The sequence below is a fragment of the Salidesulfovibrio onnuriiensis genome, assembly GCF_008001235.1.
GTDB lineage: Bacteria > Desulfobacterota > Desulfovibrionia > Desulfovibrionales > Desulfovibrionaceae > Pseudodesulfovibrio > Pseudodesulfovibrio onnuriiensis.
Genome location: NZ_CP040751.1, coordinates 699,951 through 722,473, shown reverse-complemented (window position 1 = coordinate 722,473; position 22,523 = coordinate 699,951). Strand labels below are relative to the sequence as shown.

Here is a 22,523-nt window from a genome sequence, read left to right as displayed (position 1 = left end):
TACGGTTCCCGCAAACCCAAGGAGAACACCATGCAAACAAACACGGTACGACGTGAACTGACTGAGGAAATGATCGTTCAAGCAACCCCGGAGACCGTCTTTCCCCTGCTCTGCCCGGTACGCGAGTACGACTGGCTGGACCAGTGGGAATGCGAACTGGTCTGGGCCGACTCGGGCCATGCCGAAGACGGCTGCGTCTTCCGCACGTGGTATCCGGGCATGGGCGGCAAGGACACCTGGATGGTCAGCAGGTTTGAGCCCGGACAGGCCATCGAGTTCGTGCGCATGAATCCCAGCCGCGCCATGCGCTATTGCATCACCCTGCACCCGGAAGGCCGGGCCACGCGTCTCGTCTGGCGGCAGGTGCACACCAGCCTGGACGAATTGGGACGCAGCCTCGTTGAGAACCTGGATAAAGGTGCGTATGCTGGCCAGATCAAATGGCTGGAAGCGAACCTCAACCACTACCTTGAAACCGGCGAATGCCTGCGCAGAGAAACGCGGGCCTGACCAAAAGGGGAACCATGTACACGGTCGGCAGACTGGCCCGGAAATTCGGACTCTCACGCAGCACCCTGCTCTACTACGACAGCATCGGCCTGCTCAGCCCTTCGCAGCATGCCAAGGGGGACTACCGGCAGTACTCGGAGCAGGACGCCCGGCGGCTGCGCTCCATCTGCGCCTTTCGCGAGGCGGGCCTGCGTCTCAAGGATATCAGCCGCATCCTGGATTCGCAGGGCGATTCCGAGCTGGCGGGAACGCTGGAGAATCGGCTCGCGGAACTGCGCGAGGAAATGGAGGCACTGCGCCACCAGCAGAAACTGGTGGCGGGTCTTCTGGGCAGGCCCGAGCTGCTTGAGGAGGAACGCAGCGCCATGGACCGCGCCACCTGGTCCTCGCTGCTGGCTGAGGCCGGATTCTCGGAAGCGGACATGCGTCGCTGGCACAAGGATTTCGAACGTCTGAACCCGGAGAAGCATGAGCAATTCCTCCAGTGCCTGCGCATTCCCAAGACGGAACGGGACCTGATCCGATCCTGGGCCGCGGCCCCGCAGGAAGCGCTCAAACTACAACAAACCACAGAACGATTCATGGAAATATTCTTCAAGATATTCGAAGGGCTGGAAAGAAAAGGACCCGGGAGCGGCGTGGACACCACAAAGGCCTTCACCATGTGCAAGGGCCTGCCGGACAAACCCCGGATCCTGGAGATCGGCTGCGGCAGCGGGGTGACCAGCGTAGAGCTGGCCCAGATATCGGGAGGGCGCGTCACGGCCACGGACATCCACCAGCCCTACCTGAACGAGGTGAACCGGAAAGCCCGGGCGCTGGGCGTCACGAACCGGTTAACCACGGTCAAGGCCGACATGGCCGCGCTGCCCTTCGACCCCGAATCCTTTGACCTGATCTGGTCGGAGGGTGCGGCCTACATCATGGGCTTTGACGCGGCGCTGGAGCACTGGAAACGCTTCCTCAAGCCCGGCGGCTGTCTGGTGGTCAGCGAAGCGGTGATGCATAGGGAGAATCCGCCCGAGGATCTCCGCGCCTTCTGGCAAGAGTGCTACCCCGCGGTGCGCAACGTGGAGGACAACCTCAAGGCCATTAAACGGCAACGGTATGAGATCCTGGACCATTTCCCCCTGCCGGAGCAATGCTGGCACTTTTTCTACGACGACCTGGAAAAACACATGGAAGGGCTGGAAGCAACATATGCCCTCGACCCGGACGGCCGCGCCGTGCTGGAGGGCAACCGCCGGGAAATCGCCCTGTTTCGAAAATACCCGGGGTATTACGGGTACGAGTTCTTCGTGCTCCGAAAATAACCGAACGCAAACATGACAATCTTCAGGCCGGTTCCATTTGGGACTGGCTTTTTTTTGTCAACTCCTGTAGTCTAGAAAAACTCTAGGTAGGAATGATTCGCACATGCTTTCAATAAAAATAATCATTTAATTCAAACACCTATCAGAGGTTTCTTCATGCGCAAAGTAAAAACACCGGCCAACTTGCCGGAGCCGATCATCAACGAAAACGCCAAGATAGTCCTGCACCGTCGCTACCTGAAAAAGGACACGCAGGGGATCCCGTACGAGACGCACAAGGAGCTCTTCTGGAGAGTCGCCTCGAGCATTGCCGACGAGGAACGCAAATACAAGAAATCCACCTGCAAGGCCCCCCAGCTGGCCCGCGATTTCTATGACCTCATGACCTCGTACCGCTTCCTGCCCAACTCGCCCACGCTCATGAACGCGGGCACTTCGCTCGGGCAGCTGGCCGCCTGTTTCGTGCTGCCCGTGGAGGATTCCATCGAAGGCATCTTTGACGCGGTCAAGCACGCGGCCATGATCCACAAATCCGGCGGCGGCACGGGCTTCTCCTTTTCCCGTCTGCGCCAGCAGGACTCCGTGGTGGGTTCCACGGGCGGCGTGGCCTCCGGGCCGCTTTCCTTCCTCAAGATCTTCAACTGCGCCACCGAGCAGATCAAGCAGGGCGGCACCCGGCGCGGGGCCAACATGGGCATCCTGCGCATCGACCACCCGGATATCATGCAGTTCATCAAGGCCAAGGAACGCGACGGCGAACTGAACAACTTCAACCTCTCCGTGGGCCTGACCGAAAAATTCATGCAGGCGGTGGAAAAGGGAGCGGACTACGAGCTCACGGCGCCCAACACCGGTCACGCCACCGGCACCCTCAACGCCCGCGAGGTCTTTTCCATCCTGGTGCGCAAGGCCTGGGAGTCCGGCGACCCGGGAATCGTGTTCCTGGACCGCATCAACCGGGACAACCCCACCCCGGCCCAGGGGGAGATGGAATCCACCAACCCCTGCGGCGAACAGCCCCTACTGCCCTATGAGGCCTGCAACCTGGGCTCCATCAACCTCGGCCTGGCCTACACGCCCGAAAACGACGGAGACGTGGACTGGGACGAACTGAAGCGCATCGTGCACCTTTCCGTGCGCTTCCTGGACAACGTCATCGACGCCTCCAACTATCCCCTGCCCCAGATCACCGAGACCGTGGGCAGGAACCGGAAGATCGGCCTGGGCGTCATGGGCTGGGCCGACCTGCTCTTCCAGCTCGGCATTCCCTACAACTCCCAGAAGGCCGTGGACCTGGCCGAACGGGTCATGAAATTCATCCGGGAGGAAGGCCGTTCCGCCTCCAAGCAGCTGGCCAAGGAACGCGGCCCGTTCCCTGCCTACGCGGAATCCGTGTTCGGCAAGGCCAACCTGGGCCCCTACCGCAACGCAACCGTGACCACCATCGCCCCCACAGGGACCCTGTCCATCATCGGCGGCTGCTCCTCGGGTGTGGAACCGCTCTTTGCCCTGAGCTTCGTGCGCAACGTCATGGACGGGGACAGGCTGGTGGAGACCAACCCCCATTTCGAAAAGGCCCTCAAGGATGCCGACGCCCACAGCGCATCCCTCATGGAAGAGGTGGCCAAGACCGGCACCATTCAGAAGATGGACTTCCTGCCCGAGAACATCCGGCGCGTCTTTGTCACGGCCATGGACATCGAGCCCATGTGGCACCTGAAGATGCAGGCCGCCTTCCAGAAATACACGGACAACGCCGTGTCCAAGACCGTGAACCTGCCCCACGAGGCGACCCAGGACGACATCTGGGAAATCTACTGGAAGGCCTACGAATACGGCTGCAAGGGCGTCACGGTCTACCGCGACGGCTGCAAGGCCTCCCAGGTGCTGTGCACCGGCGGCAAGCAGGAAGAGGAAAAGGGCGAGGACAAATCCAAGGAAAGCATCGTGCGCGACCGCCCCGAGGTCATCTACGGATTCACCCACAAGGTGGAAACCGGCCTGGGCGTGCTCTACCTGACCGTCAACGAGATGGACGGCAAGCCCTTCGAGGTCTTCGCCACCATCGGCAAGTCCGGCGGGTCCATCACGGCCAAGGCCGAGGCCATCGGCAGGCTTGTCTCCCTGGCCCTGCGTTCGGGCGTGGAAGTGCGCGAAATCGTCTCCCAGCTCAAGGGCATCGGCGGCGAGAACCCCAAATTCATGAAAAAGCACCTGGTCAAGTCCATCCCGGACGCCATCGCCTACGTGTTCGAAAACCGCTACCTGCAGGGCGAACACCTGAGCGACGGCACCAATTCCCTGGTCAAGGAGCTGTGCCCGGAATGCGGCGACCCCTTGGTCTTCGAAGAAGGCTGCCACATCTGCAAATCCTGCGCTTTCACCAAGTGCGGCTAACCGGCTGATCCCGGAAAACAAAAAGGCCGGGCGCATGCGCACCCGGCCTTTATTCCGTCTTTTGTCCGGAGCTATTTCACGCTCTTGAGCTCCTGCACCAGCTGGGACAGGCGTTCGGCCTGATCGGTCAGCTTCTGCAACGCGTCCGTGGTTTCGGCAACGCCCTTGGCCGTATCCATGGCAATGCTGTTGATTTCGTCGATGGACTGGTTGATTTCCTCGGAGGCCGCGGACTGTTCCTCGGCCGCCGTGGCAATGCTCTGGATCTGGTCGGCCGACTGCTCGGCGCCCTGCACGATCTCCTGGAGCACGCTTCCCGAGGTGTTGGACAGCTCGGTGGCGTGGCCCAGGTCGCCCACGGCCCGTTCCATGGCCGAGACGTTGCGGTCCGCAGCGGACTGGATGGCCTCGATGGAGTCGCCCACTTCCTTGGTGGCGGTCATGGTCTTTTCCGCCAGCTTGCGCACCTCGTCGGCCACCACCGCGAAGCCGCGTCCGGCCTCGCCCGCACGGGCGGCCTCAATGGCCGCGTTGAGGGCCAGCAGGTTGGTCTAGTCCGCAATATCGGTGATCACGCTCATGATGTTGCCGATGTCCTTGGCCTTTTCATCCAGCTCGCCCATGTTGGCCTTGAGCTCGGAAGCCTGCTGCTCGATGGAGTTGATGGCCTTCACGGACTGGTTGACCACATCCGCGCCGTTCATGGCCTTGGCCTTGGCCTCCTGGCCCTGGGCGGCGGCATCGCTGGCGTTGCGGGCCACTTCCAGCACGGTGGCGTTCATCTCTTCCATGGCCGTGGCCGTGGTCTGGATGCGGTCGCGCTGGACGTCCGTACCGTTGCGGATCTCGTTGGCCTGCTGGGCAATGACCTCGGTGATGCGGTTGACCTCTTCCACCACGGCCTCCAGCTGATAGGCGGCCTGCTGCATGCCTTCGGCCTTGGCGCTTTCGGCCTTGAGCCGCGCCTCCTCGGCCTCGGCGGTGGCCAGTTCGGCGGCCCGGGCCTTGCTTTCGGCCTCGGCGGTCTTGGCCGTGATTTCCTTGATGTTGTCCTCCAGGGTGGAAGACATGTCGTTGAGGGCGGTGAAGATCACGCCAATCTCGTCGCCACGGCTGTGTTCCACGCGGCCGTCGTACTTGCCGGAACCGATGTCGCCCAGGAAGCCCACGACGGTCTGCAGGGGTTTTACGGCCACCAGATCGATGAATATCCAGATAAAGGCGACGATGATGACCAGGCTGACCAGGAAGGCCAGGGAAATGGCCCACAGGGTGCTGTACACCGGCGCCATGATCTCATCCATTTCCACCATGCCCACGAATTTCCAGCCCAGGCCCGGCGAGGTGAAGATATTGGCGACATATTCCTTGCCGAACATTTCCACTTCGAGGGTTTGCGCCTTGGAATTGAACATGCTCCGGTAGTTCTTGTCCCCCAGTTCCTCGACGTTCTTGAAGTTGGTTTCCTCGTCCTTGGGGTTGGCGATGATCTTCCCGTCGTCCTGGATGAGGATGATGAAACCGCGCTCGCCCAGCTTGATGGCCTTGATGCGGTTGGTCAGGCTGCCCAGGGAAATATCCATGGCCGCGACGCCCAGGATCTGGCCGTTGTTCACGATGGCCTTGCCCGTGCTGACCATGGCCTCGCCGTTGGTGGACTCGTAGGCTTCGGACAGGGCAGCCTTGTCCGGGGTGGCCACGGCCACCTTGTACCAGGGCCGTTCGCGCGGGTCATAGCCGGTGGGCATGGGGTCGTCCCCGCCGATGATGAATCCGCCGTTCTTGGTGCCGATGTAGGCGTCCTTGTAGGCGGCATGGCTCTTGAGAATGGCCTTGTAGAGCTGGCGCAGTTCCGCGCCCACAGTGTCGCCCGGGAAGGGCTCGTTGGTGGGCTGCTGTTCCGAACCCATGTAGTTGGTGGTGATCTCGTCCACGCGGAAGGCGCGATCATCCAGGGCCATCATGGTCGTATTGCGTTTCGCCTCATCCATGAACAGGGTCAGGCTGCTGTCGATCTGCAGCAGCTCCTTGCCCGTGGCATGCACGAACATGCGCATGGAGTTTTTCTGGATATTGTAGGCGGTAATGAAAAAAATCACCGCCACGGCACAGATGATCGGTATCAATAGCCCTGCGATGATCTTGACCTTGATGGATATCTTCATGGCTCCCCCTCGATGCGGTTGACAGCGCCCATGCGGACCGCTGCGGACATTGTTTCCGTTTTATCGGTAACTGGCTGAAATACTATACCTCGTCAACGCGGTTTTCTTGCGAAATCAGGCAAGCCCTACACCAATTCCCACCCCTGTCAAGGGGATTATTCTTCCCTGTCTCGTCCTTTTGCTTCCCGTTCTTATCCGGGCGCCCAAACCGGGGTTAGCCTGTGCCCAAGAACGAGAGTCCATCTTTACGCAAACACAAAAGGACGAAACATGACATTAGAATATCGCCACGGGGATACCCGTCCCTGGATCCGGTACGAAGACGGCACCTACGAACCCGTGCGCCTGGACGACAACCTCCAGAACAAGCGGCGGGGCCCGGGCATACCGGACTGGTGGCTGGTGGACATGCCGCGCCGCTGGACGCCCGAGGGAAACGGCTATCCCTTCTCGGACAACCACCCCAGCGGCCCGCTCACGGCCCGCAGGGATGCCGCCGCCCTGCCGGAACTACGTCTTGCCAAGGACGAGGAAGGCAGGATCATCAGACGGACCCTCTCGGTGCGGGGGCTTCCTCGGGAATACGAATACGCCTACGACGAACAGGGACGGATCACAGAAGTCTCCTGCAACGGCAGCAACCGCGAATGGTACTGCTACGACGCCAGAGGCCGCCGGGCCGGGGACATGCTCCCGGCCGAAAACAACGTGAAGCGCAGCTTCGAATACAACGGGGACAACCGGCTGCTCCGGGCGGGAAAGTTCTGGTACGAGCACGATGCATATGGCTTCCGCAGCACCCGGACGGATGCCGCCGGCCGCACCCGGTACCTCTATGCACCGAGCTACCGGCTCTTGCGCGTGGACCTGCCCCAGGGGACCCGCGTGGAATACGAATACGACGATGACGACATGCCCAAATCCAAACGGGTCAACGGCATGCGCGTGGCCGAATACCGCTGGCTGGACATGGACAGGCTGGACTCCTTCCACCATGCCGGGCTGGACTTCTCCCTGCTCTACCACGGGGATGAACGCCTGCCCTACGCCATGGCCGGGGACGCCGGGGTCATGTACCTGCGCTACGACCAGGCGGGCTCGCTCCTCAGCGTCGCCGGGACCAACGGCGCCGTCGTCAAATACATTGAATACGATACGTTCGGAAATATTCTCAAGGACACGAACCCGGCCCTGCACATCCCCCTGGGCTTTGCAGGCGGCCTGCAGGACCCGCACACGGGCCTGGTGCGCTTCGGCTGGCGGCACTACGACCCGGAAACGGGCCGCTGGACCGCGCGCGATCCCATGAGCCCGGCCGGAAGGGATCCGTACTTCTATCAATACGGCTTCCACGATCCCCTGGCGGGCAAGGGGAGTGCCCCGAAAGAGAGCAGCCCCCCCGTTCCCTGCCCAAGGAGATAACGGCGACCTGTCCGTGCGTCCCTGCCCGCATCGCCAGGACGCGCGGACGGAAATCCTGAGCCAAGGGCATGCCGGACAGACCGTTCACCGAGGCGGAAGGCCCCTTCCCCGAAACAGGGCTTGCCATTGCAACAAACTGCGGCATTATGGGATCATGAGCACCGCCTCCCCCGGTCCGAGCATCCTGCTGTCCACGGGCAGCCTGTTCCACCTGCCGCTGCCCACGGTGGCGCACATGGGTGCGGACGCCGGTTTCGACGGCATGGAGCTCATCGTCAATTCCCCCGGGCTGACGCCGGGGCCAGAGCTGGAGGCGGTGGACGCGATCTGCCCCATCCGCAGCCTGCACGCCCCGTTTCGGGATTGGTCCAAGTGGGGCGGCCATCTCAATTCATGGAAGGCCACCACGGCCCTGGCCAACTCCCTGAGGCACTGCGAGCACATCACCCTGCACCCGCCGGGCTCCCGGATCGGCTCCATGATCCAGAACCGCTGGTTCGCCCGCGCCCACGACCTGCGGCTGCTGCTGGATGCCGTGGGCCGGGTGCGCTATTCCCTGGAAAACCTGCCCTGGGTCCAGCAATCCCCCTTCGGCAGGGACGAGCTGGACAAGCTGCTGGCCCAATGCAGACAGAAAAACGTGGGGCTGACCTACGACGTCTGCCACATGGGCGTCAGCGGCCGCGACGTGCTCGCATCCCTGGAGCGGGTGCCGGGCCCCATGCTCTACAACGTGCATTTTTCCGACGCGCTGGGATACCGGGAACACCTGAAGCCGGGCGCGGGCAATCTCCCCCTGGAGCAATTCCTCGGGATGCTCGGGAAAAGGGACTACTCCGGGCCGGTCACCCTGGAACTGGAGCCCGCCGCCTTTCCCGACGACCCGGAAGCCATCGTGAACCAGCTCCGGGAGACCAGACAATGGATGAAACGATCCATTCAAAATGGATAACTGTTAAGATCACGTTATAAACAGCAGGAGAGGCCAGGAGGGACTAGCTCCAGCCATTTCCGCAGGTTGGCTCCCCTTTTTCACGGTTTTCCCCGCAAAACACCCTTTTTCAGCCCTTCCCATCTCCCTTGATTTCGGTACTGATTCGATTTACGCGCAGGTGCCGCTTCAGGGCGGCGGGCTTTTCCGGCCCCAAGGATCACATTATGAAACAACTCTTTTTTGCCATATTCATGCTGGCCATCCTGGCTTCCGGCGGGTGCGCCATCGTGCCGGTGGCCCTGACCGGCGCATCCTTTGCCACGCCCCAGGCCGTGTCCCTGGCCCTGACCGGGGTCAAGGTGGCCCACAAGGGCGTGCTGATCGCCGCGGACGAACGCGACGCCGACGACATGATCAACGACCAGTTCCTGGATCTGCAGGCCTCTGCCGTGGCCGCCACTGCCAGCGGCGTGGATGCGGATGTGCACGCATACAACGGCCAGGTCTATGTGGTGGGCGAATACGAAAATGAAGCTGCCCGCGAAAAATTCGTGGCCTCTCTGCGGGACATCAACGGCGTGGAGGACGTGAAGGGCGTGCTCAAGTCCGCTGAAACGGCCGAGGACCTCCCGGTGAAGGACGGCTTTGCGGAAAGCACCATTGCCGCGAACCTGATCGCCGAACTGGGTCTCAAATCCGCCAACGTGGACGTGGAGGTGGTCCAGAACGAGGCCGTGCTCGTCGGCGTGGTGGAGACCCACCAGGAGGAACGGGAGCTGGAGGCCTTCGTAAACAGCCTCAAAGTCCGCGACGACCTGAAGGGAATAACGGTCGTCTCCCTGGTTGCCGTGCAGCAGGACCGGGACGCGGGAATCAACACCGCCGATCTGGAATACCGTCTGCAAAGGATTCCGGGCAACAGCGCTTTCGCCAGCGCCCAACAAACGGCACACACCGTGGCCATGTCAGCACCCGAGGTAGCGACGGACGTCACCCGGGCGCGGGCCTGGGATCCGCAAACCCTGGCGGACCTGTCCCGGAAATACAAGGGATACTTCTCCCAGTGGACCCGGGAACGGGTGCGCCTGAAACAGACCCTCCTGACCATGGCGGAACGCGAGACGGACGCCGACGCGAGCCGGGAATTGCAAACCCTGGCCCACAAGATCCGCACGGACAAGAACACGTCCATTGCCGCGCGGCTGGAAAACGCCATGCTTCATTCCGGCAACCTGCACACCAAGATCCAGGTCAACGCCCTGCTCAGGCAGTACGCCCCCGCCCGCTCCGTGAACATGAGCAGCCTGGCAATGAACTAGTCTGGAATTTGCGCACAAGAAAGCCCGGACAGCGTTTTGCTGTCCGGGCTTTTTTTTATCCTATTTCCTGCCCAGCAGTCCCACGTCCACCTGCAGCTCGACATCCCCTCGGCGCACCGTGAACACCAGCGGCCTGTCATGGTCATGGGCCGCCTTCCCGGCCTCGTAAATATCCATGAGCCTGCGCAGGTCGATCCCGTTGGCGGAAACAAGCACATCGCCCGGACGGAACCCCGAGGAATCGGCCCGGGAGCCGCGCTCAACGGATTCCACCACGATGCCTTCCCGCATGACCGTGAACACTGCCCCCAGCCGCGAAACATAGCTTTCCGGACAGTAAAAAAAGACATCCCCGGCCTTGGCGTCGAAATCCCCGCCCCGCCACGGCATGACCGAAACGATGCGCGCGCCCGGATCGTACTGTCGAATGCGACGCGCAATGCCCCAGCCGTATTCCACATGGCCGGACCCGGCAATGACCAGCACGGGCCAGTTGTATTTCTCCCGCAGCTTGACCGCCTCGGCAGCCATCTTGGAATCCCACAGGGACTGCACGTAGGCGAACCGCTCCAGCTGGGTGGCGTTGTCCGTGTCCCTGCCCGAATGCATGGCCATGACCTCCCGCAGCATGTCCATCTGGTCATCGGCGGGGTACACGATGCTTTCCGGCAGGAATTCGCGCTGATCCTCCGAAAGGGCCTCAACCCCGTCGCGACTGATGGTGCGGGGCACTTCGGGCGGCACATTGAGGCCGGCCACGGGAATGCTGTGCTTCTGCGCCAGCTCGAACAGCCCGCTGAACAGGGCAAAGGGATAGCCCCAGCGCTCCTTCCAGACCAGTTCCTCTTCCAGGTCGGGCACAGGCACGATGCCTTCGGCGAAATCATCCAGCACGGGCTGCTTGTCGACCGCAACCATCTCCAACCCGACAGCAAAGGGCGTTTCCCCCTCTGCCAGGACCTCGGCAAAAGACTGCTGAATCTTGTGGTCACAAACGTTCTTGTGCCCTTCGCCCAGAAGAATATAGTCGGCGTCGCGGGTCAGGGCCACGGCCTGCTCCAGGGACAGCCTCTCCCCGTCCACGGAAAGGAAATCACCCCGCTGGGGAAGAAAGGTCACCTCCATGGGCGTGCTCGAAATCCCGGCCTGCCGCGAAACGCAGCCGCCCAGAGCGGCCGCCGTGATCAGCATGAGCAGCAGCGTGTTGATCACGCCAAAAATCGGTTTTTCCACCTTGTTCATACCTCCCCTCGCCGGGGTTGGGGTTCCTGCGCTGTAAAATCGTGGTACCAGATGGCCATGGGCAATCCGGCTTCGTCCATGGGCGGATCTTCCGGAAGCGAACGCAGGCGGCCCTTGGCTTCCCTGGCGGTCACGGCCAGCACAAGCGCATCCAACATATCATCCGCAGCCACCTGCGACTTGGCGTATTCGCCATGTATATCGTCCATCAATTTGCCAACGTTTTTGTAATACGGCTCAAGGAGGCGGACCCGCTCGAACATGCCCGCATAGGTTTTCTTTTTACAACTCAATGAATTTCCACGCAAAGAGGCAAAGCAGACCTCTGGGTGGGCCTCGAAAATCCGCTCCCTGGCATCAAAGGTGTCCCGCAGCAACACGTCGATTTCCCTGACTTTCGGCACCAGTGCCTTGGCGAACGGAGTCAGGGAGCCGCCCTCGCTGCGGTTGATCATCCACATATCATGGTCCGAGGGTGCATGCACCACGTTCCGAAGCGGTGCGGGGAACACGCTGGAACCGTTTTTCAGGCGCTGGCGGGCCAAGATGTCCGCCTCGCGCACCGGATGCTCCCTCCAGGGCAGGCCGATGGGCATGTCCACCAGGATGGAGCGGGCATTGCGGTATTGCGCATACAGCGCCCGAAAATCCGCAAAGCACTTGAAGTCGACCTTCCCTTCATCCGAAAGGGCGATCGCCAGCCAGCCACCTCTGCAGCCGTCGACTCCAACGTACTTCATGCCTCTCTCCAAATCCTTGCCGGCCATGATGCGCCACCCTACACCCCGCCACCCGAAAAACACAACCTGGGCGCACTTATTTTCACAGGCCGTGAAAAAGGCCGGGGCAGCGAACCGCCCCGGCCTGTATCACCATGGAATCACTTATTAATCCCAGGTACGCTTGTCTTCGATGGGACGGATCTGCGGCGGCAACGTGCCCGGTGCGAGCACCTTGAGGATGGGCCGCAGCTTGATCTTCTCGCGGAAGAGGTGCAGCAGCTCTTCTTCCTGGGTGAAGGAACCGGCCTCGATGGACAGGATCATCTCGTCGATGCCGCCCGGGTTGGTGACCTCGATCTGCCAACGCTTGACGTCTTCGAAACGGGCCATAACCTGCTCCACCTGGTGCGGGTACACGAACATACCCTTGATGCGGGCAGTGGTGTCCACGCGGCCCACGATGCTGCCCAGGCGCGGGCTGGTGCGGCCGCAGGCGCAGGGGCTGCTGTCGATGTAGCCCAAGTCGCCGGTGGCCAGACGGATGAGCGGGTAGGTCTTGTTGAAGGCCGTGACCACGATCTCACCCACTTCGCCCTCCTTGAGGGGAATGCCGGTATCCGGATGGCAGATTTCCACAAAGGCGCGGTTGGAAAGGTGCAGACCGGTCTTGTGGAAGCATTCGTAGCCGATGCAGCCCACGTCGGCGGTACCGTAGCCCTGGCGCATGATGCAGTCGAACTTCTTCTCCAGGGTGGAGCGCATCTTTTCGGAGAACTTTTCGCCGGTGACGAACGCGGTCTCCAGGAACAGGTCCTTGCGCAGGGAAAGCCCGGCCTCCTCGGCCTTCTGGGCCAGGTGCATCAGGTAGCTGGGCGTGCCGACATAGCCGGTGACGCGCAGCTTCTGCATGATTTCGATCTGGCTGTTGGTGTTGCCCGGACCGGCCGGGATCACGGCACAGGAAAGATTCTTGAGCGGTTCCTCGAACATGAGGCCCGCCGGAGCCAAGTGATAGTTGAAGGTGATCTGGGTGATGTCGCCGGAACGGAAACCGGCGGCGTAGAAACCTTCCGTCCAGCCCCAGTAGTCCTCGCTGCGGTCCTCGGGGTCGAAGATGGGCCCCGGGGACAGGAAGATCCGGCTGAGCTCGCCCAAATCCTTGGTCAGCAGGCCGCCCAGGCGCGGTCCCATGGACTGCAGGAAGATGAGCTCTTTTTTCTTGATGATGGGAATATGCTTGAGGTCGTTGATGGTCTTGAACTTGTCCACATTGAACTGGGCGCGGTCAAAACGCTTTTTCACGTCCTCGGAATAGCGGTATGCGTAGCTCAGGAGCTCCTTGAGCTGCAAAACGTGATATTGCCTGCGTTCGGAATCATCGAGCACTTCCCTCCGGGAATAGATGCCCTCGGTTCTGTCTTTTCTGGTCATTATCCTTGATCTCCTGTAACGACAAAATCTGTATATCTATAGTGGGGCGGTATTATATCCGCCAGAAATAATTTTGCAAGAAAAAAATCAGATTTTCAGTGTTAACAACACATTAGGGTACGCCTGAAGCATGGCCGGAAATCTTTTCCCTTTATGGCTTGACAGTGGGAGGGTGAACATATATCAAGACATTCCTTCGACGGAGTGGGTCGTTAACTCAGTCGGTAGAGTATCTGCCTTTTAAGCAGAGAGTCGCTGGTTCGAGCCCAGCACGACCCACCAATTCGAAACAAACCGGCCACTGGCTGGTTTTTAATATAGATGATGTCCCCATCGTCTAGCCCGGTCCAGGACGACGGCCTTTCACGCCGTTAACGGGGGTTCAAATCCCCCTGGGGACGCCAAATTTCGAGCAGCTGCTTCGGCAGCTGCTCATCCTTTTCCCAACATCCCGAAAGGGATTTCGAATACACCGCACCGCTCGCGGTGGACCAATTTCCAAGGCCCCGGAAAGCGATCCCGGGGCCTTTTTGCGTCTGGAGAAAACACCGCGGGTTGCCAACGGGCGGAAGCATGGAATATCCTTCGCGGCAGCAATTCCTAGAACCCTTAATAAATCGAGGTTTTCAATGAAAATGACGGGACGCCGGGTCTTGATGTTCGTGGATAATGTTTTCGAAGATATGGAGCTTCTGTATCCCTATTACCGCCTGCTTGAGGAAGGCGCGGAAGTGGTTGTGGCCGGACCGGAAACAAACGCCGTTTATACGGGCAAGAACGGCTACCCGTTCAAATCCACGGCGGCCATCAAGGACCAGAACGCCACGAATTTCGACCTGCTGGTGGTGGCCGGGGGCTTTGCGCCGGATAAGCTCCGCCGCGACCCCAAGGTGCTGGAGCTGACCCGCGAAATACACGAGGCAGGAAAGGTCGTGGCCCACATATGCCACGGAGGCTGGATTCCCATCTCCGCAGGAATCATGAAGGGTTTCACCTGCACGTCCACGCCCGGAATCAAGGACGACCTCGTCAACGCCGGAGCCACCTGGGTCGACAAGGACGTGGTGGTGGACCGCAATCAGGTGTCCTCCCGCAAGCCGGACGACCTGCCCGCTTTCTGCCGGGCCATCATCGAACTGGCGACCAGGTAAAAAAAGGCCCCGGATTCGGTGTCCGGTGCCTTTCGCATTCGTAGTCCGCGAGGCATCCCCATATGAAAAGCGCCGCACGGAAAACCGTGCGGCGCTCAATTTCAGACTGGCGTCGAAAGGCGTGTTAGCCGATGGGCAGGATGGTGCGGCCATACTGCTCGTTCAGGACCTCGGCCATGGCCAGATACACCGCGGAAGCCCCGCAGACGATCCCTTCCCATCCGGCAACTGCGCCAATGACGGCGTTGCCGGTGAAGTCGCGGGCAGCGAGCAGGAAAAACAGCACGGTCAGGGAGAAGAACACGAACTGCAGCGCCTTGTTGCCTTTCAGGGTTCCCAGGAACATGAACAGGGTGAACACACCCCACATGACCAGGTAGCATCCCATGTAGGCATGGGGAGTGGCCTCGGCCCAACCCAGCCCCGGCATAACTATCAGGGCCACCAGGGTCAGCCAGAACAGGCCGTAGGAAGTGAAGGCCGTAGTGCCGAAGGTGTTGCCCTTCTTAAATTCCATTATTCCGGCAATGACCTGGGCGATGCCGCCGTAGAAGATGCCCATGGCCAGGACCATGGAGCTGATGGGGAAAAATCCCGCATTGTGGATGTTCAGCAGGATGGTGGTCATGCCGAAGCCCATCAGTCCGAGCGGGGCGGGGTTGGCAAGTTTCGATTCCATGAAAAGTCTCTCCTTCAGATAAGTATTGCAAACACACAGCACCGGTGGATCCGCACCCGTTGCGACGGGACGGACCGGGCATGTACGCGGATTGTCTGTGTGGCGGGAGAGCGTGTTCTAGTGGGGAAGGTGAACACTGTCAACGAACAGTTCGTCCCCGTGCAACTCTCCCTGGCAACTCAACCTTTCCGCTCCATAAAACCTTGAATCCTCCGAATAGTTCAAAAGTCCAGAACCAAGACAACTAAAGCCGCACCCACACGCCCGTCTCCGCGCTCTCCATGAGCGCCTCATGCGCCAGCATGTTCAGGTACGCGTCGTCCAGCGGCGTGGGCACGGACGCGATCAAGCAAGCATGCCAATCCATCCATTTTACCTGTCAATGGGAAATGGCTTCCTCAACACTTTCCGATTTCACCCTTTCCCCTCCGGCAACAAAATCACATGATATTCTTTTAAAAATCCAACAGGAGCATTTATGAGAAAGCCTTTTACACAACATATTGGTGAGGGTCAGCTTATTAACGGCATGCCCAAGCATATGGTCGGCATTTCCACATAAGAATCATTGCAAAAGAGACAAACAACAGTCCTTCAAAAGCATTCCCTTGTGGATCAACTCTGCTATTGGACAATTCACCCAAAGCCCACGGCATGTAAAGCCTGCAAAGCGCTGGAAGGCCAGGAGTTCACGGAAAAACCGGAAAGGCCCCATCCCAACTGTAAATGCGACATCCGCAAGCATACCCGCCCCATAAATATCATGGGGACGCTCGAAGGGTATGAAGCACATACCACAGAGACCTTTCATGCCGGACAAGTCATAGAAGTCGAAGTAAAAAACATCGGCGGTTTTGTTTGCGGAGCGGATATTCGCGTAGATGGACAAATATGGGACGGCACAGGGCACCTGAAACCAGGTGGAAGCAGCATATTCTCCTACTCCAAGTTCGGTGAAATCCCATTGCCGTGGACTGTCTACTTGCTCTATAAGGGCGGAAACAATTCAACCCTTCAATACACAATAACAGGTTAAGCCGTGTCCCGACTCCTTCTGTCCCTGATTATTCTCATGCTCCCGGCAGCGACATGGGCAGGAACCGAACTCAATATCACCTGTATGGACGTCGAATGTATCACAATCATCCGAATTCAAAGCAGGTACTGGCAGATGAAGACCGCCGACGGATACAGCTATATTCTCTTCGCCCATCTGACAAAAAGGGGAGGCAGCCGTCTCAAACGACTTCTTGAGGAATCGGACCGTCCAACACAACCAGAAAGGGAAATGCCATTTCGACGGAAATCTTTTGACCTGAACGCGAACGGCAGCCGCATTGTGAGCGACAATCCTCCGTGGGATACCTTCCGGCAGGATTATGCCAGCATGATGTTCAAGGACAAGCAAGGGGCCTTTGCTGCCGCAAATGCCCTTTGCCCACCCAAAAGCCCTCCCCAAATCCTTGAAGACGGCGACCCCAAAGCGTTCCGTTGCGGCAACTAAAGCCGCACCAACCCGCCCGTTTCCGCGCTCTCCTCGAACCAGGAAGCCAGGGCATCCGCCATCAAAAAAAGGCCGCCACCAAACGGTGACGGCCTGCACAATCTCGGAAAAAGCGTCTGCTAGCCGAAGGAACGCTCGAAGAGCTCTTCCAGGGCTTTCTTGCCGTTCTCTTCCAGGAAGCGGGTGCCGGTGCCGGTGAACTTGGCATCGGTGATGACCGGGTTCTTGACCTCGACCCATTCGACCTTTTCCCACTTGTACCAGGCGTTGCGGGCCTGGCCGAAAACATAGAGCGGCTTGTTGCAGATCTTGGCGAACTCCGCGCCCCAGCCGGTGCCGCCGCGCACGGTGTTGTCTTCCTGAATCACGCCCACGATGAAGATCTCGTGGCCGGAGTCCACCTGATACATGATGGACTGCAGCACCTTGCGCATCTTTTCGGCATTGGTGAAGGTCCGGTTCAGGAGCTTGGAAACGTAGGTCAGGCTGACGTCCTTGCGGGTCAGTTCTTCCGGGCTGAGCATCTGCAGGCCGCGCTTGCGCTCGCAGTTATGGCCTTCAAAGGCGTAGTTGACTTCGGTGATGCCGTACTTTTCGGCCAGACGACCGAATTCGGATTCCGCGCCCTTGGCGGCTCCGCTGAAGAGAGTGCAGTTTTCAGGCTTGAGCATGATTTCTCCTTAAATTCTTAATCCAGCACAGTTCTTGGACACACTATGGACGGCATTTTGTTTCCTGGCAACGCCGTCACACCTTTTTCTCATTATTTTTTCCAGAGATCCACGCGGATGGCGGGGCCGCCCTTGGAAAGCCGCTTGAATGCGGCATAGATTTCCTTTTTCAGGTTCTGAGGCACCGAAAAAGTGGTGTAACGGCCCTGAACACGCACGTTCTGGATCTTGAACGCAGGAATGTCGGCGTTCTTGCTCAAGAGTTCCACCAGCTTCTTGGGATAGAGCCCGTCGGAACGGCCCACGTTGACGCGCAGGGTAATGGATTCGCCCTTGCCCGGCCGGAAGTCGTCGCGGATCTCGCGGTAGCTTTCGCGGTCCAGGTCGTCGCCATAGGAGCGCTTGAGCAGCGCGGCCAGCACTTCCTCGGGCTCGTGATCCTCCATGAGATTTCGGGCCATGGAACGGTAGGCGTCGTGATCGCCGTTGGCCAGGATCTCCTCCAACTCGTCCGTGAGTTGCTTCTTCTTGGAGTAGATGACGTCCTCGATGCGCGGCAGGGGCTGCTTTTCGATGCGCACGCCGATGTGCTTGGAAATGTACATGAGACGGCGGAACTCGCGCGGGGCGATGAGGCTCACGGCCACGCCCTTCTTGCCGGCCCGGCCGGTGCGGCCCACGCGGTGCACGTAGGTTTCCGGAGACTGGGGCAGCGCGAAGTTGACCACGTGGGTCAGGTCGGGCACGTCGATGCCGCGCGCGGCCACGTCCGTGGCCACCAGGATGGTCACCTTGCGATCGCGGAAGCGGCGCAGGATCTCCTCGCGCTGGCCCTGGGAAAGATCGCCATGGATGGCTTCGGCCGGGTAGCCCCGGTCGGACAGACGCCCGGCCAGTTCGGCGGTGTCCAGCTTGGTCCGGCAAAAGACCAGACCGTAGAAGTCCGGCTCCGCGTCAACGACGCGGCACAGGCCCTCGAAACGGTCCGAGTCGGACATCTCGTGAAAAATCTGGCGGTTGAGAGAGCTCTCATCCTTCTTGGGCTTGACCGATATCTTCTCGTAATCGCCCATGAACTCGGTGGCGATGCGCAGCACGTCCGGCTGCATGGTGGCCGAGAACAGCAGGGTGCGGCGGTTTTCGCCCGCCCCTTCCAGGATCTCGCGGATATCGTCGATGAAGCCCATGTTGCACATCTCGTCCGCTTCATCGAGCACGAAGTGGGTGATGTTGCTCAGGTCCAGGCTGCCACGGTTCATGTGGTCCAGGATACGGCCGGGGGTGCCGACCACGATGTCCACGCCGTGCTTGAGGTTCTTGAACTGCAGATGGATGGCCTGGCCGCCGTAGACGGGCAGCACGCGCAGCTTGCGGGTGCCCTTGAGGGACGCCAGCTCGTCCGAGACCTGGATGGCAAGTTCCCGGGTGGGGGTCAGGATCAGGGTCTGCACATGGCCAGCGCCCTCCCGGGCATGCTCCAGCACGGGCAGGCCGAAAGCGGCGGTCTTGCCGGTACCGGTGGAGGCCTGGGCCACCACGTCCTTTTCGCCGCCCAGGATCAGGGGAATGGCCAATTTCTGGATGGGGGTGGGTTCGCTGAACCCTTTCTTTTCCAGTGCCTCGACGGCCTTGTCGGAAAGGCCGAGTTTCTTGAATTCGCTCATTGAAATAACTTGGCGTAACGCCTTTTTGGAGATTGGCTCTGGCTGTTCAAAGGGATGCTGCCGCCCGAAAATCGGGAGGCAGGACCGCTGTGAGCAGCCAGAAAAAGCAACAAAAAAAAGAAGCCGTGAACAAGAATATGCCCACGGCTCCTTGCTCGATTCGGTTTTCAAATTCTACGGAACAGCCGCGGCCGCGCCGTGAACGCACCGCCCGACTATGTCATACAGAAAAGAAGGTCAAGCTTTTCGTGACAGATTATAACGCATGCCCGATGCCCCGTCGGAACCATTGACAAAGCCGGCAGGCCTGAGGCATTCAAACGGAATCTTATTCTCAGGGCGGGGTGGAATTCCCCACCGGCGGTATCCCGGCTTGCACCGGGGAGCCCGCGAGCGCCTCTCCATCGGGGAGAGGGTCAGCAGATCCGGTGAGACGCCGGAGCCGACGGTAAGAGTCCGGATGAAAGAGGATAGGACAGATCAGCTGTCTTTGGGCCCTCGCGCCCGCTGCCTGCTGCCCGCCGTGTGCGGGCTCCTGTCTGTATTCCTGCGCCCTGGTTCATAACCTTTTCCGAAAGGAGATTGTCATGGATCAGAACCTGCTTGCCAAGTGGGGCGCACCGACCGAACGCGTTGAACGGGCTCTGGAAGCCCTCAGCAGCGGACGGGGAGTGCTTGTCACCGACGACGAGAACCGCGAAAACGAGGCCGACCTCATCTTCTGCGCGAAAACCATCACCGAACCTCAGATGGCCATGCTCATCCGGGAATGCAGCGGCATTGTCTGCCTGTGCATGCCCGAGGAGAAAATCGAGGAACTGGGCCTGCCCATGATGGTGGAGCAAAACACCAGCCGGTACGGCACGGCCTTCACCGTGTCCATCGAGGCGGCCGAGGGCGTGACCACCGGCGTTTCCGCTGCGGACCGGGTGAAAACGGTCAAGGCGGCTTCTGCCAAGGGGGCCAGCCCGGTGGACCTGCACCGCCCCGGCCACATCTTCCCGCTGCGCGCCCGCCCGGGCGGCGTACTGGAGCGCGACGGCCACACCGAGGCCACCGTGGACCTCATGCGCCTGGCCGGACTGGGCGACTGCGGCGTGCTCTGCGAGCTGACCAACCCGGACGGCACCATGGCCCGGCTGCCCGAGGCGGCCGCCTTCGGCGAAAAGCACGACATCCCGGTCATCACCATCGAAGACCTCAAGGCCTACCGCACGGCGCGGGAGAACTAACCCCTTACCCTGACTTCTCCGTGTGCCGATTGATTACCGACAATCGGCATTCACGATGAATACCGGCCTCTACCGACATCCTAGGCCACCCCGGACAGGGGTGGCCTTTTTCACGCCCTGTCCGCAACCGCAAGAAACCGATAGTCGGCCCCGGCTCTCGGGCCGATACTGTGCGCAAACACACCCGGAGGTTTCATGGCATTTTGTTTCAAGACGATTCCGGCTATGCTGCGTCGAATTGCCCGGAAGCTGCGCCCCGCGCGCAAGAAAGACCCGGCATGGTTCAAGGGGATGCATATATGAAAGAAGTTCAGGACCGTATCATCAAGGTCTGCAGAATCATCGAGACCAGCCAGGAAGAGCCCGCGCTCGAGAAACTGGCCGAGGCCGCGCACCTGAGCCCCTACCATTTCCTGCGCGTGTTCCGCGAGGCCGTGGGCGTCACGCCCAAGCAGTACGCCGTGGCCGTGCGCGACGAGCGAATGCGCGAACTCCTGGCCCGGGGCATGGCAGTGACCGAGGCGCTTTACGAGGCCGGATTCGGTTCGGGCAGCAGTTTCTATTCCTCGGTCCACGGCATCCTGGGCATGACTCCGGCCTCGTTCCGGTCCGGGGGCAAAGGCGCGGTCATCCAGTACGCCTTCGGGACGAGCTTCCTGGGCGACACCTTGGTCGCGGCCACGGACAGGGGCATCTGCGCCATTGAATTCGGGGAACGGCGGGAACTGCTGGAGGGCCTTCAGCACAGATTCCCCAAGGCGGAACTGCGCGAGGCCGAGCCAGCGTTCCGGGGCTGGGTGGCAGCCGTGACCTCGTTCATCGACTCCCCGGACAAGGGCGAGGACCTGCCCCTGGACATCCAGGGCACGGCCTTCCAGAAACGGGTCTGGCAGACCCTGCGCCAGGTGCCGCCGGGCGAGACCATGACCTACGGAGAGCTGGCCGAACGCATGGGCATTCCCAAGGCCGTGCGCGCCGTGGCCGGCGCCTGCGGGGCCAACCGGCTGGGCGTTGTCGTCCCCTGCCACCGCATCATGGGCCGGGACGGAAAGCTGCGCGGCTACCGCTGGGGCGTGGAAAGGAAAATGGCGCTCATCGAACGCGAGCGCCTTGAAATTTACTAGCTTTTTTTACTCACCCAAATGCCGGGGATATTCTTTTCAAAAAATCCTCAAGGCTCCTGTTGAAGCAGACGACGCGCCCCCCGCGCAAGGGCGCGGGTGAATCCGGCCAGCACCGGGGAATCGATGTTCCAGCAATGCCAGTGCAACCGCACGGTGTGGTCGAACCCGGGGGCCACATCCACCAGCCGCCCTTCGGCCAGGTACTCGCCGTACTGCTCCCCGGGCAGCATGGCCGCGGCCAGCCCGGCCTCGGCAAAGTCCGCGAACCGCCCGGAACTGGGCGCATAAAAGGGATTCAGGGGCGGAACATGGCCGAAGGCCTTTTCAAGGAGCCGGTCATGCATGTGATCCTTGCGGTTGAAGATGAGCATGGGGGCGCGCCGCACGGCCTCCTCGGTGAACCCGTCCGGAAACCAACGGTCCCTGAATCCGGATGAACCCATGAGCCGGTAGGTCATGCTGCCCAGGTATTCGGACCGGCACCCCTGGAACGGTTCAGAACGCGAGGTGATGCAGCCCAGCACCTCGCCGTCGCGCAGGAGCTTGTGGGTCTCTTCCTGGTCGTCGGCCCGCAGATCCAGCAGCACCGGCTCGGCCTGGAGATACCCGCGCACGGACTCCAGGAACCAGGTGGCCAGACTGTCCGCGTTGATGCCCATGGAGATGGTGGTCTTCCTTGCGCTTTCGTCCCCGGCCCCCGCGTCCAAATTCATTTCCAGGCCCAAGTCATCCTCCAGCCTGCGAACCTGCCGAAAATGCTTGAGCAGCCGTATGCCCGCCTCGGTGGGACGCGGCGGCGCGGACCGCACCAAAAGCACCTGACCGGCCTGTTCCTCCAGCAGCTTGATGCGCTGGGAAACGGCGGACTGGGTCACGTGCAGCACGCGCGCGGCGCGCTCGAACCCGCCCTCGTCCACCACTGCGGCCAGGGCCTGCAAAAGTTTGTAATCCAGCATGGACTACCATTAGCATTTCTTATCAATGATTAACAAGATTAGTTTTACTTACCATAAAGCTCTCCCTATTTTGCTTTCAGAACAAAC

Annotated in this window: 20 protein-coding genes, 2 tRNA genes and 1 riboswitch; of the genes, 13 read left to right on the top strand and 9 right to left on the bottom strand. The window is 60.6% G+C overall.

The features are described 5' to 3' along the window. Positions 1-30: 30 nt before the first annotated feature. From FGL65_RS03315 to FGL65_RS03305, 3 genes are all read left to right on the top strand, one after another. Positions 31-510, top strand: coding sequence for an SRPBCC family protein (locus tag FGL65_RS03315; protein ID WP_147819640.1), 480 nt, complete (start codon positions 31-33; stop codon positions 508-510). Further along, positions 483-1,823 carry a MerR family transcriptional regulator gene (locus FGL65_RS03310; protein ID WP_147819639.1) on the top strand — a complete coding sequence of 447 codons (1,341 nt, stop codon included), beginning with the start codon at positions 483-485 and terminating at the stop codon, positions 1,821-1,823. The genes FGL65_RS03315 and FGL65_RS03310 overlap by 28 nt, the downstream gene beginning before the upstream one ends. A gap of 156 nt (positions 1,824-1,979) precedes the next feature. Further along, positions 1,980-4,220, top strand: coding sequence for a vitamin B12-dependent ribonucleotide reductase (locus FGL65_RS03305; RefSeq protein ID WP_147819638.1), 2,241 nt, complete (start codon positions 1,980-1,982; stop codon positions 4,218-4,220). A 71-nt stretch (positions 4,221-4,291) separates the two neighbouring features. Here FGL65_RS03305 and FGL65_RS18135 read toward each other — a convergent pair whose 3' ends face one another. Both FGL65_RS18135 and FGL65_RS18130 read right to left on the bottom strand, forming a co-directional pair. Continuing rightward, positions 4,292-4,762 carry a methyl-accepting chemotaxis protein gene (locus FGL65_RS18135; protein ID WP_284690584.1) on the bottom strand — a complete coding sequence of 157 codons (471 nt, stop codon included), beginning with the start codon at positions 4,760-4,762 and terminating at the stop codon, positions 4,292-4,294. A 9-nt stretch (positions 4,763-4,771) separates the two neighbouring features. Beyond that, positions 4,772-6,385, bottom strand: a complete 1,614-nt coding sequence (locus FGL65_RS18130) for a methyl-accepting chemotaxis protein (RefSeq protein ID WP_187170515.1) — start codon at positions 6,383-6,385, stop codon at positions 4,772-4,774. A gap of 270 nt (positions 6,386-6,655) precedes the next feature. Between FGL65_RS18130 and FGL65_RS03290 the strand changes: the two genes are divergently transcribed. The 3 genes from FGL65_RS03290 to FGL65_RS03280 all read left to right on the top strand — a co-directional run bounded on the left by FGL65_RS03290 (position 6,656) and on the right by FGL65_RS03280 (position 10,060). Then, the gene (locus FGL65_RS03290) at positions 6,656-7,807 is read left to right on the top strand and encodes an RHS repeat domain-containing protein (protein ID WP_147819637.1); all 1,152 of its coding nucleotides are present in this window, start codon (positions 6,656-6,658) and stop codon (positions 7,805-7,807) included. A gap of 154 nt (positions 7,808-7,961) precedes the next feature. Continuing rightward, positions 7,962-8,759, top strand: a complete 798-nt coding sequence (locus FGL65_RS03285; protein ID WP_147819636.1) for a sugar phosphate isomerase/epimerase family protein — start codon at positions 7,962-7,964, stop codon at positions 8,757-8,759. A 206-nt stretch (positions 8,760-8,965) separates the two neighbouring features. Next, the gene (locus tag FGL65_RS03280; RefSeq protein WP_147819635.1) at positions 8,966-10,060 is read left to right on the top strand and encodes a BON domain-containing protein; all 1,095 of its coding nucleotides are present in this window, start codon (positions 8,966-8,968) and stop codon (positions 10,058-10,060) included. A 60-nt stretch (positions 10,061-10,120) separates the two neighbouring features. Here FGL65_RS03280 and FGL65_RS03275 read toward each other — a convergent pair whose 3' ends face one another. From FGL65_RS03275 to FGL65_RS03265, 3 genes are all read right to left on the bottom strand, one after another. Further along, entirely contained in the window at positions 10,121-11,302 is a 1,182-nt protein-coding gene (locus FGL65_RS03275; RefSeq protein ID WP_147819634.1) for a ChaN family lipoprotein, read from the bottom strand. Beyond that, positions 11,299-12,042 (bottom strand): DUF429 domain-containing protein, encoded by a 744-nt coding sequence (locus tag FGL65_RS03270; protein ID WP_187170514.1) that lies wholly within the window; start codon positions 12,040-12,042, stop codon positions 11,299-11,301. The genes FGL65_RS03275 and FGL65_RS03270 overlap by 4 nt, the downstream gene beginning before the upstream one ends. Positions 12,043-12,189: 147 nt before the next feature. Continuing rightward, positions 12,190-13,455, bottom strand: coding sequence for a phenylacetate--CoA ligase family protein (locus FGL65_RS03265; protein WP_147819632.1), 1,266 nt, complete (start codon positions 13,453-13,455; stop codon positions 12,190-12,192). A 206-nt stretch (positions 13,456-13,661) separates the two neighbouring features. Here FGL65_RS03265 and FGL65_RS03260 point away from each other — a divergent pair. From FGL65_RS03260 to FGL65_RS03250, 3 genes are all read left to right on the top strand, one after another. Further along, positions 13,662-13,737: transfer RNA gene (locus tag FGL65_RS03260), tRNA-Lys, on the top strand. Between the two features lie 44 nt (positions 13,738-13,781). Further along, a tRNA-Glu gene (locus FGL65_RS03255) sits at positions 13,782-13,859 on the top strand. A 225-nt stretch (positions 13,860-14,084) separates the two neighbouring features. Then, a complete protein-coding gene (locus FGL65_RS03250; protein WP_147819631.1) occupies positions 14,085-14,606 on the top strand; it encodes a type 1 glutamine amidotransferase domain-containing protein in 522 nt (173 codons plus the stop codon). A gap of 124 nt (positions 14,607-14,730) precedes the next feature. Here the strand turns inward: FGL65_RS03250 and satP are convergent, their stop codons facing one another. Then, the gene (gene satP / locus FGL65_RS03245; protein ID WP_147819630.1) at positions 14,731-15,285 is read right to left on the bottom strand and encodes an acetate uptake transporter; all 555 of its coding nucleotides are present in this window, start codon (positions 15,283-15,285) and stop codon (positions 14,731-14,733) included. A gap of 610 nt (positions 15,286-15,895) precedes the next feature. On the opposite strand from satP, the gene FGL65_RS03240 reads away from it, so the two are divergent. Then, positions 15,896-16,321 (top strand): hypothetical protein, encoded by a 426-nt coding sequence (locus FGL65_RS03240; RefSeq protein ID WP_147819629.1) that lies wholly within the window; start codon positions 15,896-15,898, stop codon positions 16,319-16,321. 135 nt (positions 16,322-16,456) lie between these two features. Beyond that, entirely contained in the window at positions 16,457-16,789 is a 333-nt protein-coding gene (locus tag FGL65_RS03235; protein WP_147819628.1) for a hypothetical protein, read from the top strand. Between the two features lie 119 nt (positions 16,790-16,908). Here FGL65_RS03235 and FGL65_RS03230 read toward each other — a convergent pair whose 3' ends face one another. Continuing rightward, positions 16,909-17,460, bottom strand: a complete 552-nt coding sequence (locus tag FGL65_RS03230) for a hypothetical protein (RefSeq protein WP_147819627.1) — start codon at positions 17,458-17,460, stop codon at positions 16,909-16,911. Between the two features lie 92 nt (positions 17,461-17,552). Continuing rightward, positions 17,553-19,124 (bottom strand): DEAD/DEAH box helicase, encoded by a 1,572-nt coding sequence (locus tag FGL65_RS03225; RefSeq protein ID WP_147819626.1) that lies wholly within the window; start codon positions 19,122-19,124, stop codon positions 17,553-17,555. Positions 19,125-19,450: 326 nt separating this feature from the next. Continuing rightward, positions 19,451-19,600: riboswitch (FMN riboswitch) on the top strand. A 111-nt stretch (positions 19,601-19,711) separates the two neighbouring features. Between FGL65_RS03225 and ribB the strand changes: the two genes are divergently transcribed. Next, positions 19,712-20,356, top strand: a complete 645-nt coding sequence (ribB, locus tag FGL65_RS03220) for a 3,4-dihydroxy-2-butanone-4-phosphate synthase (RefSeq protein WP_147819625.1) — start codon at positions 19,712-19,714, stop codon at positions 20,354-20,356. A 299-nt stretch (positions 20,357-20,655) separates the two neighbouring features. Continuing rightward, positions 20,656-21,480 (top strand): methylated-DNA--[protein]-cysteine S-methyltransferase, encoded by an 825-nt coding sequence (locus FGL65_RS03215; RefSeq protein WP_187170513.1) that lies wholly within the window; start codon positions 20,656-20,658, stop codon positions 21,478-21,480. Between the two features lie 47 nt (positions 21,481-21,527). Here FGL65_RS03215 and FGL65_RS03210 read toward each other — a convergent pair whose 3' ends face one another. Next, positions 21,528-22,436 carry a LysR family transcriptional regulator ArgP gene (locus FGL65_RS03210; protein ID WP_147819623.1) on the bottom strand — a complete coding sequence of 303 codons (909 nt, stop codon included), beginning with the start codon at positions 22,434-22,436 and terminating at the stop codon, positions 21,528-21,530. Positions 22,437-22,523 lie beyond the last annotated feature (87 nt).

Excerpts from the sequence above, each read along its gene's own strand:
- FGL65_RS03310 (WP_147819639.1), top strand. The coding sequence starts at position 483 with ATGCCTGCGCAGAGAAACGCGGGCCTGACCAAAAGGGGAACCATGTAC.
- FGL65_RS03235 (WP_147819628.1), top strand. The coding sequence starts at position 16,457 with ATGAAGACCGCCGACGGATACAGCTATATTCTCTTCGCCCATCTGACA.
- FGL65_RS03270 (WP_187170514.1), bottom strand. The coding sequence starts at position 12,042 with ATGAAGTACGTTGGAGTCGACGGCTGCAGAGGTGGCTGGCTGGCGATC.
- FGL65_RS03305 (WP_147819638.1), top strand. The coding sequence starts at position 1,980 with ATGCGCAAAGTAAAAACACCGGCCAACTTGCCGGAGCCGATCATCAAC.
- FGL65_RS03210 (WP_147819623.1), bottom strand. The coding sequence starts at position 22,436 with ATGCTGGATTACAAACTTTTGCAGGCCCTGGCCGCAGTGGTGGACGAG.
- FGL65_RS03215 (WP_187170513.1), top strand. The coding sequence starts at position 20,656 with ATGAAAGAAGTTCAGGACCGTATCATCAAGGTCTGCAGAATCATCGAG.
- FGL65_RS18130 (WP_187170515.1), bottom strand. The coding sequence starts at position 6,385 with ATGAAGATATCCATCAAGGTCAAGATCATCGCAGGGCTATTGATACCG.
- FGL65_RS03285 (WP_147819636.1), top strand. The coding sequence starts at position 7,962 with ATGAGCACCGCCTCCCCCGGTCCGAGCATCCTGCTGTCCACGGGCAGC.
- ribB (WP_147819625.1), top strand. The coding sequence starts at position 19,712 with ATGGATCAGAACCTGCTTGCCAAGTGGGGCGCACCGACCGAACGCGTT.
- satP (WP_147819630.1), bottom strand. The coding sequence starts at position 15,285 with ATGGAATCGAAACTTGCCAACCCCGCCCCGCTCGGACTGATGGGCTTC.
- FGL65_RS03275 (WP_147819634.1), bottom strand. The coding sequence starts at position 11,302 with ATGAACAAGGTGGAAAAACCGATTTTTGGCGTGATCAACACGCTGCTG.
- FGL65_RS03290 (WP_147819637.1), top strand. The coding sequence starts at position 6,656 with ATGACATTAGAATATCGCCACGGGGATACCCGTCCCTGGATCCGGTAC.
- FGL65_RS03230 (WP_147819627.1), bottom strand. The coding sequence starts at position 17,460 with ATGCTCAAGCCTGAAAACTGCACTCTCTTCAGCGGAGCCGCCAAGGGC.
- FGL65_RS03315 (WP_147819640.1), top strand. The coding sequence starts at position 31 with ATGCAAACAAACACGGTACGACGTGAACTGACTGAGGAAATGATCGTT.
- FGL65_RS03250 (WP_147819631.1), top strand. The coding sequence starts at position 14,085 with ATGAAAATGACGGGACGCCGGGTCTTGATGTTCGTGGATAATGTTTTC.
- FGL65_RS03225 (WP_147819626.1), bottom strand. The coding sequence starts at position 19,124 with ATGAGCGAATTCAAGAAACTCGGCCTTTCCGACAAGGCCGTCGAGGCA.
- FGL65_RS03280 (WP_147819635.1), top strand. The coding sequence starts at position 8,966 with ATGAAACAACTCTTTTTTGCCATATTCATGCTGGCCATCCTGGCTTCC.
- FGL65_RS03265 (WP_147819632.1), bottom strand. The coding sequence starts at position 13,455 with ATGACCAGAAAAGACAGAACCGAGGGCATCTATTCCCGGAGGGAAGTG.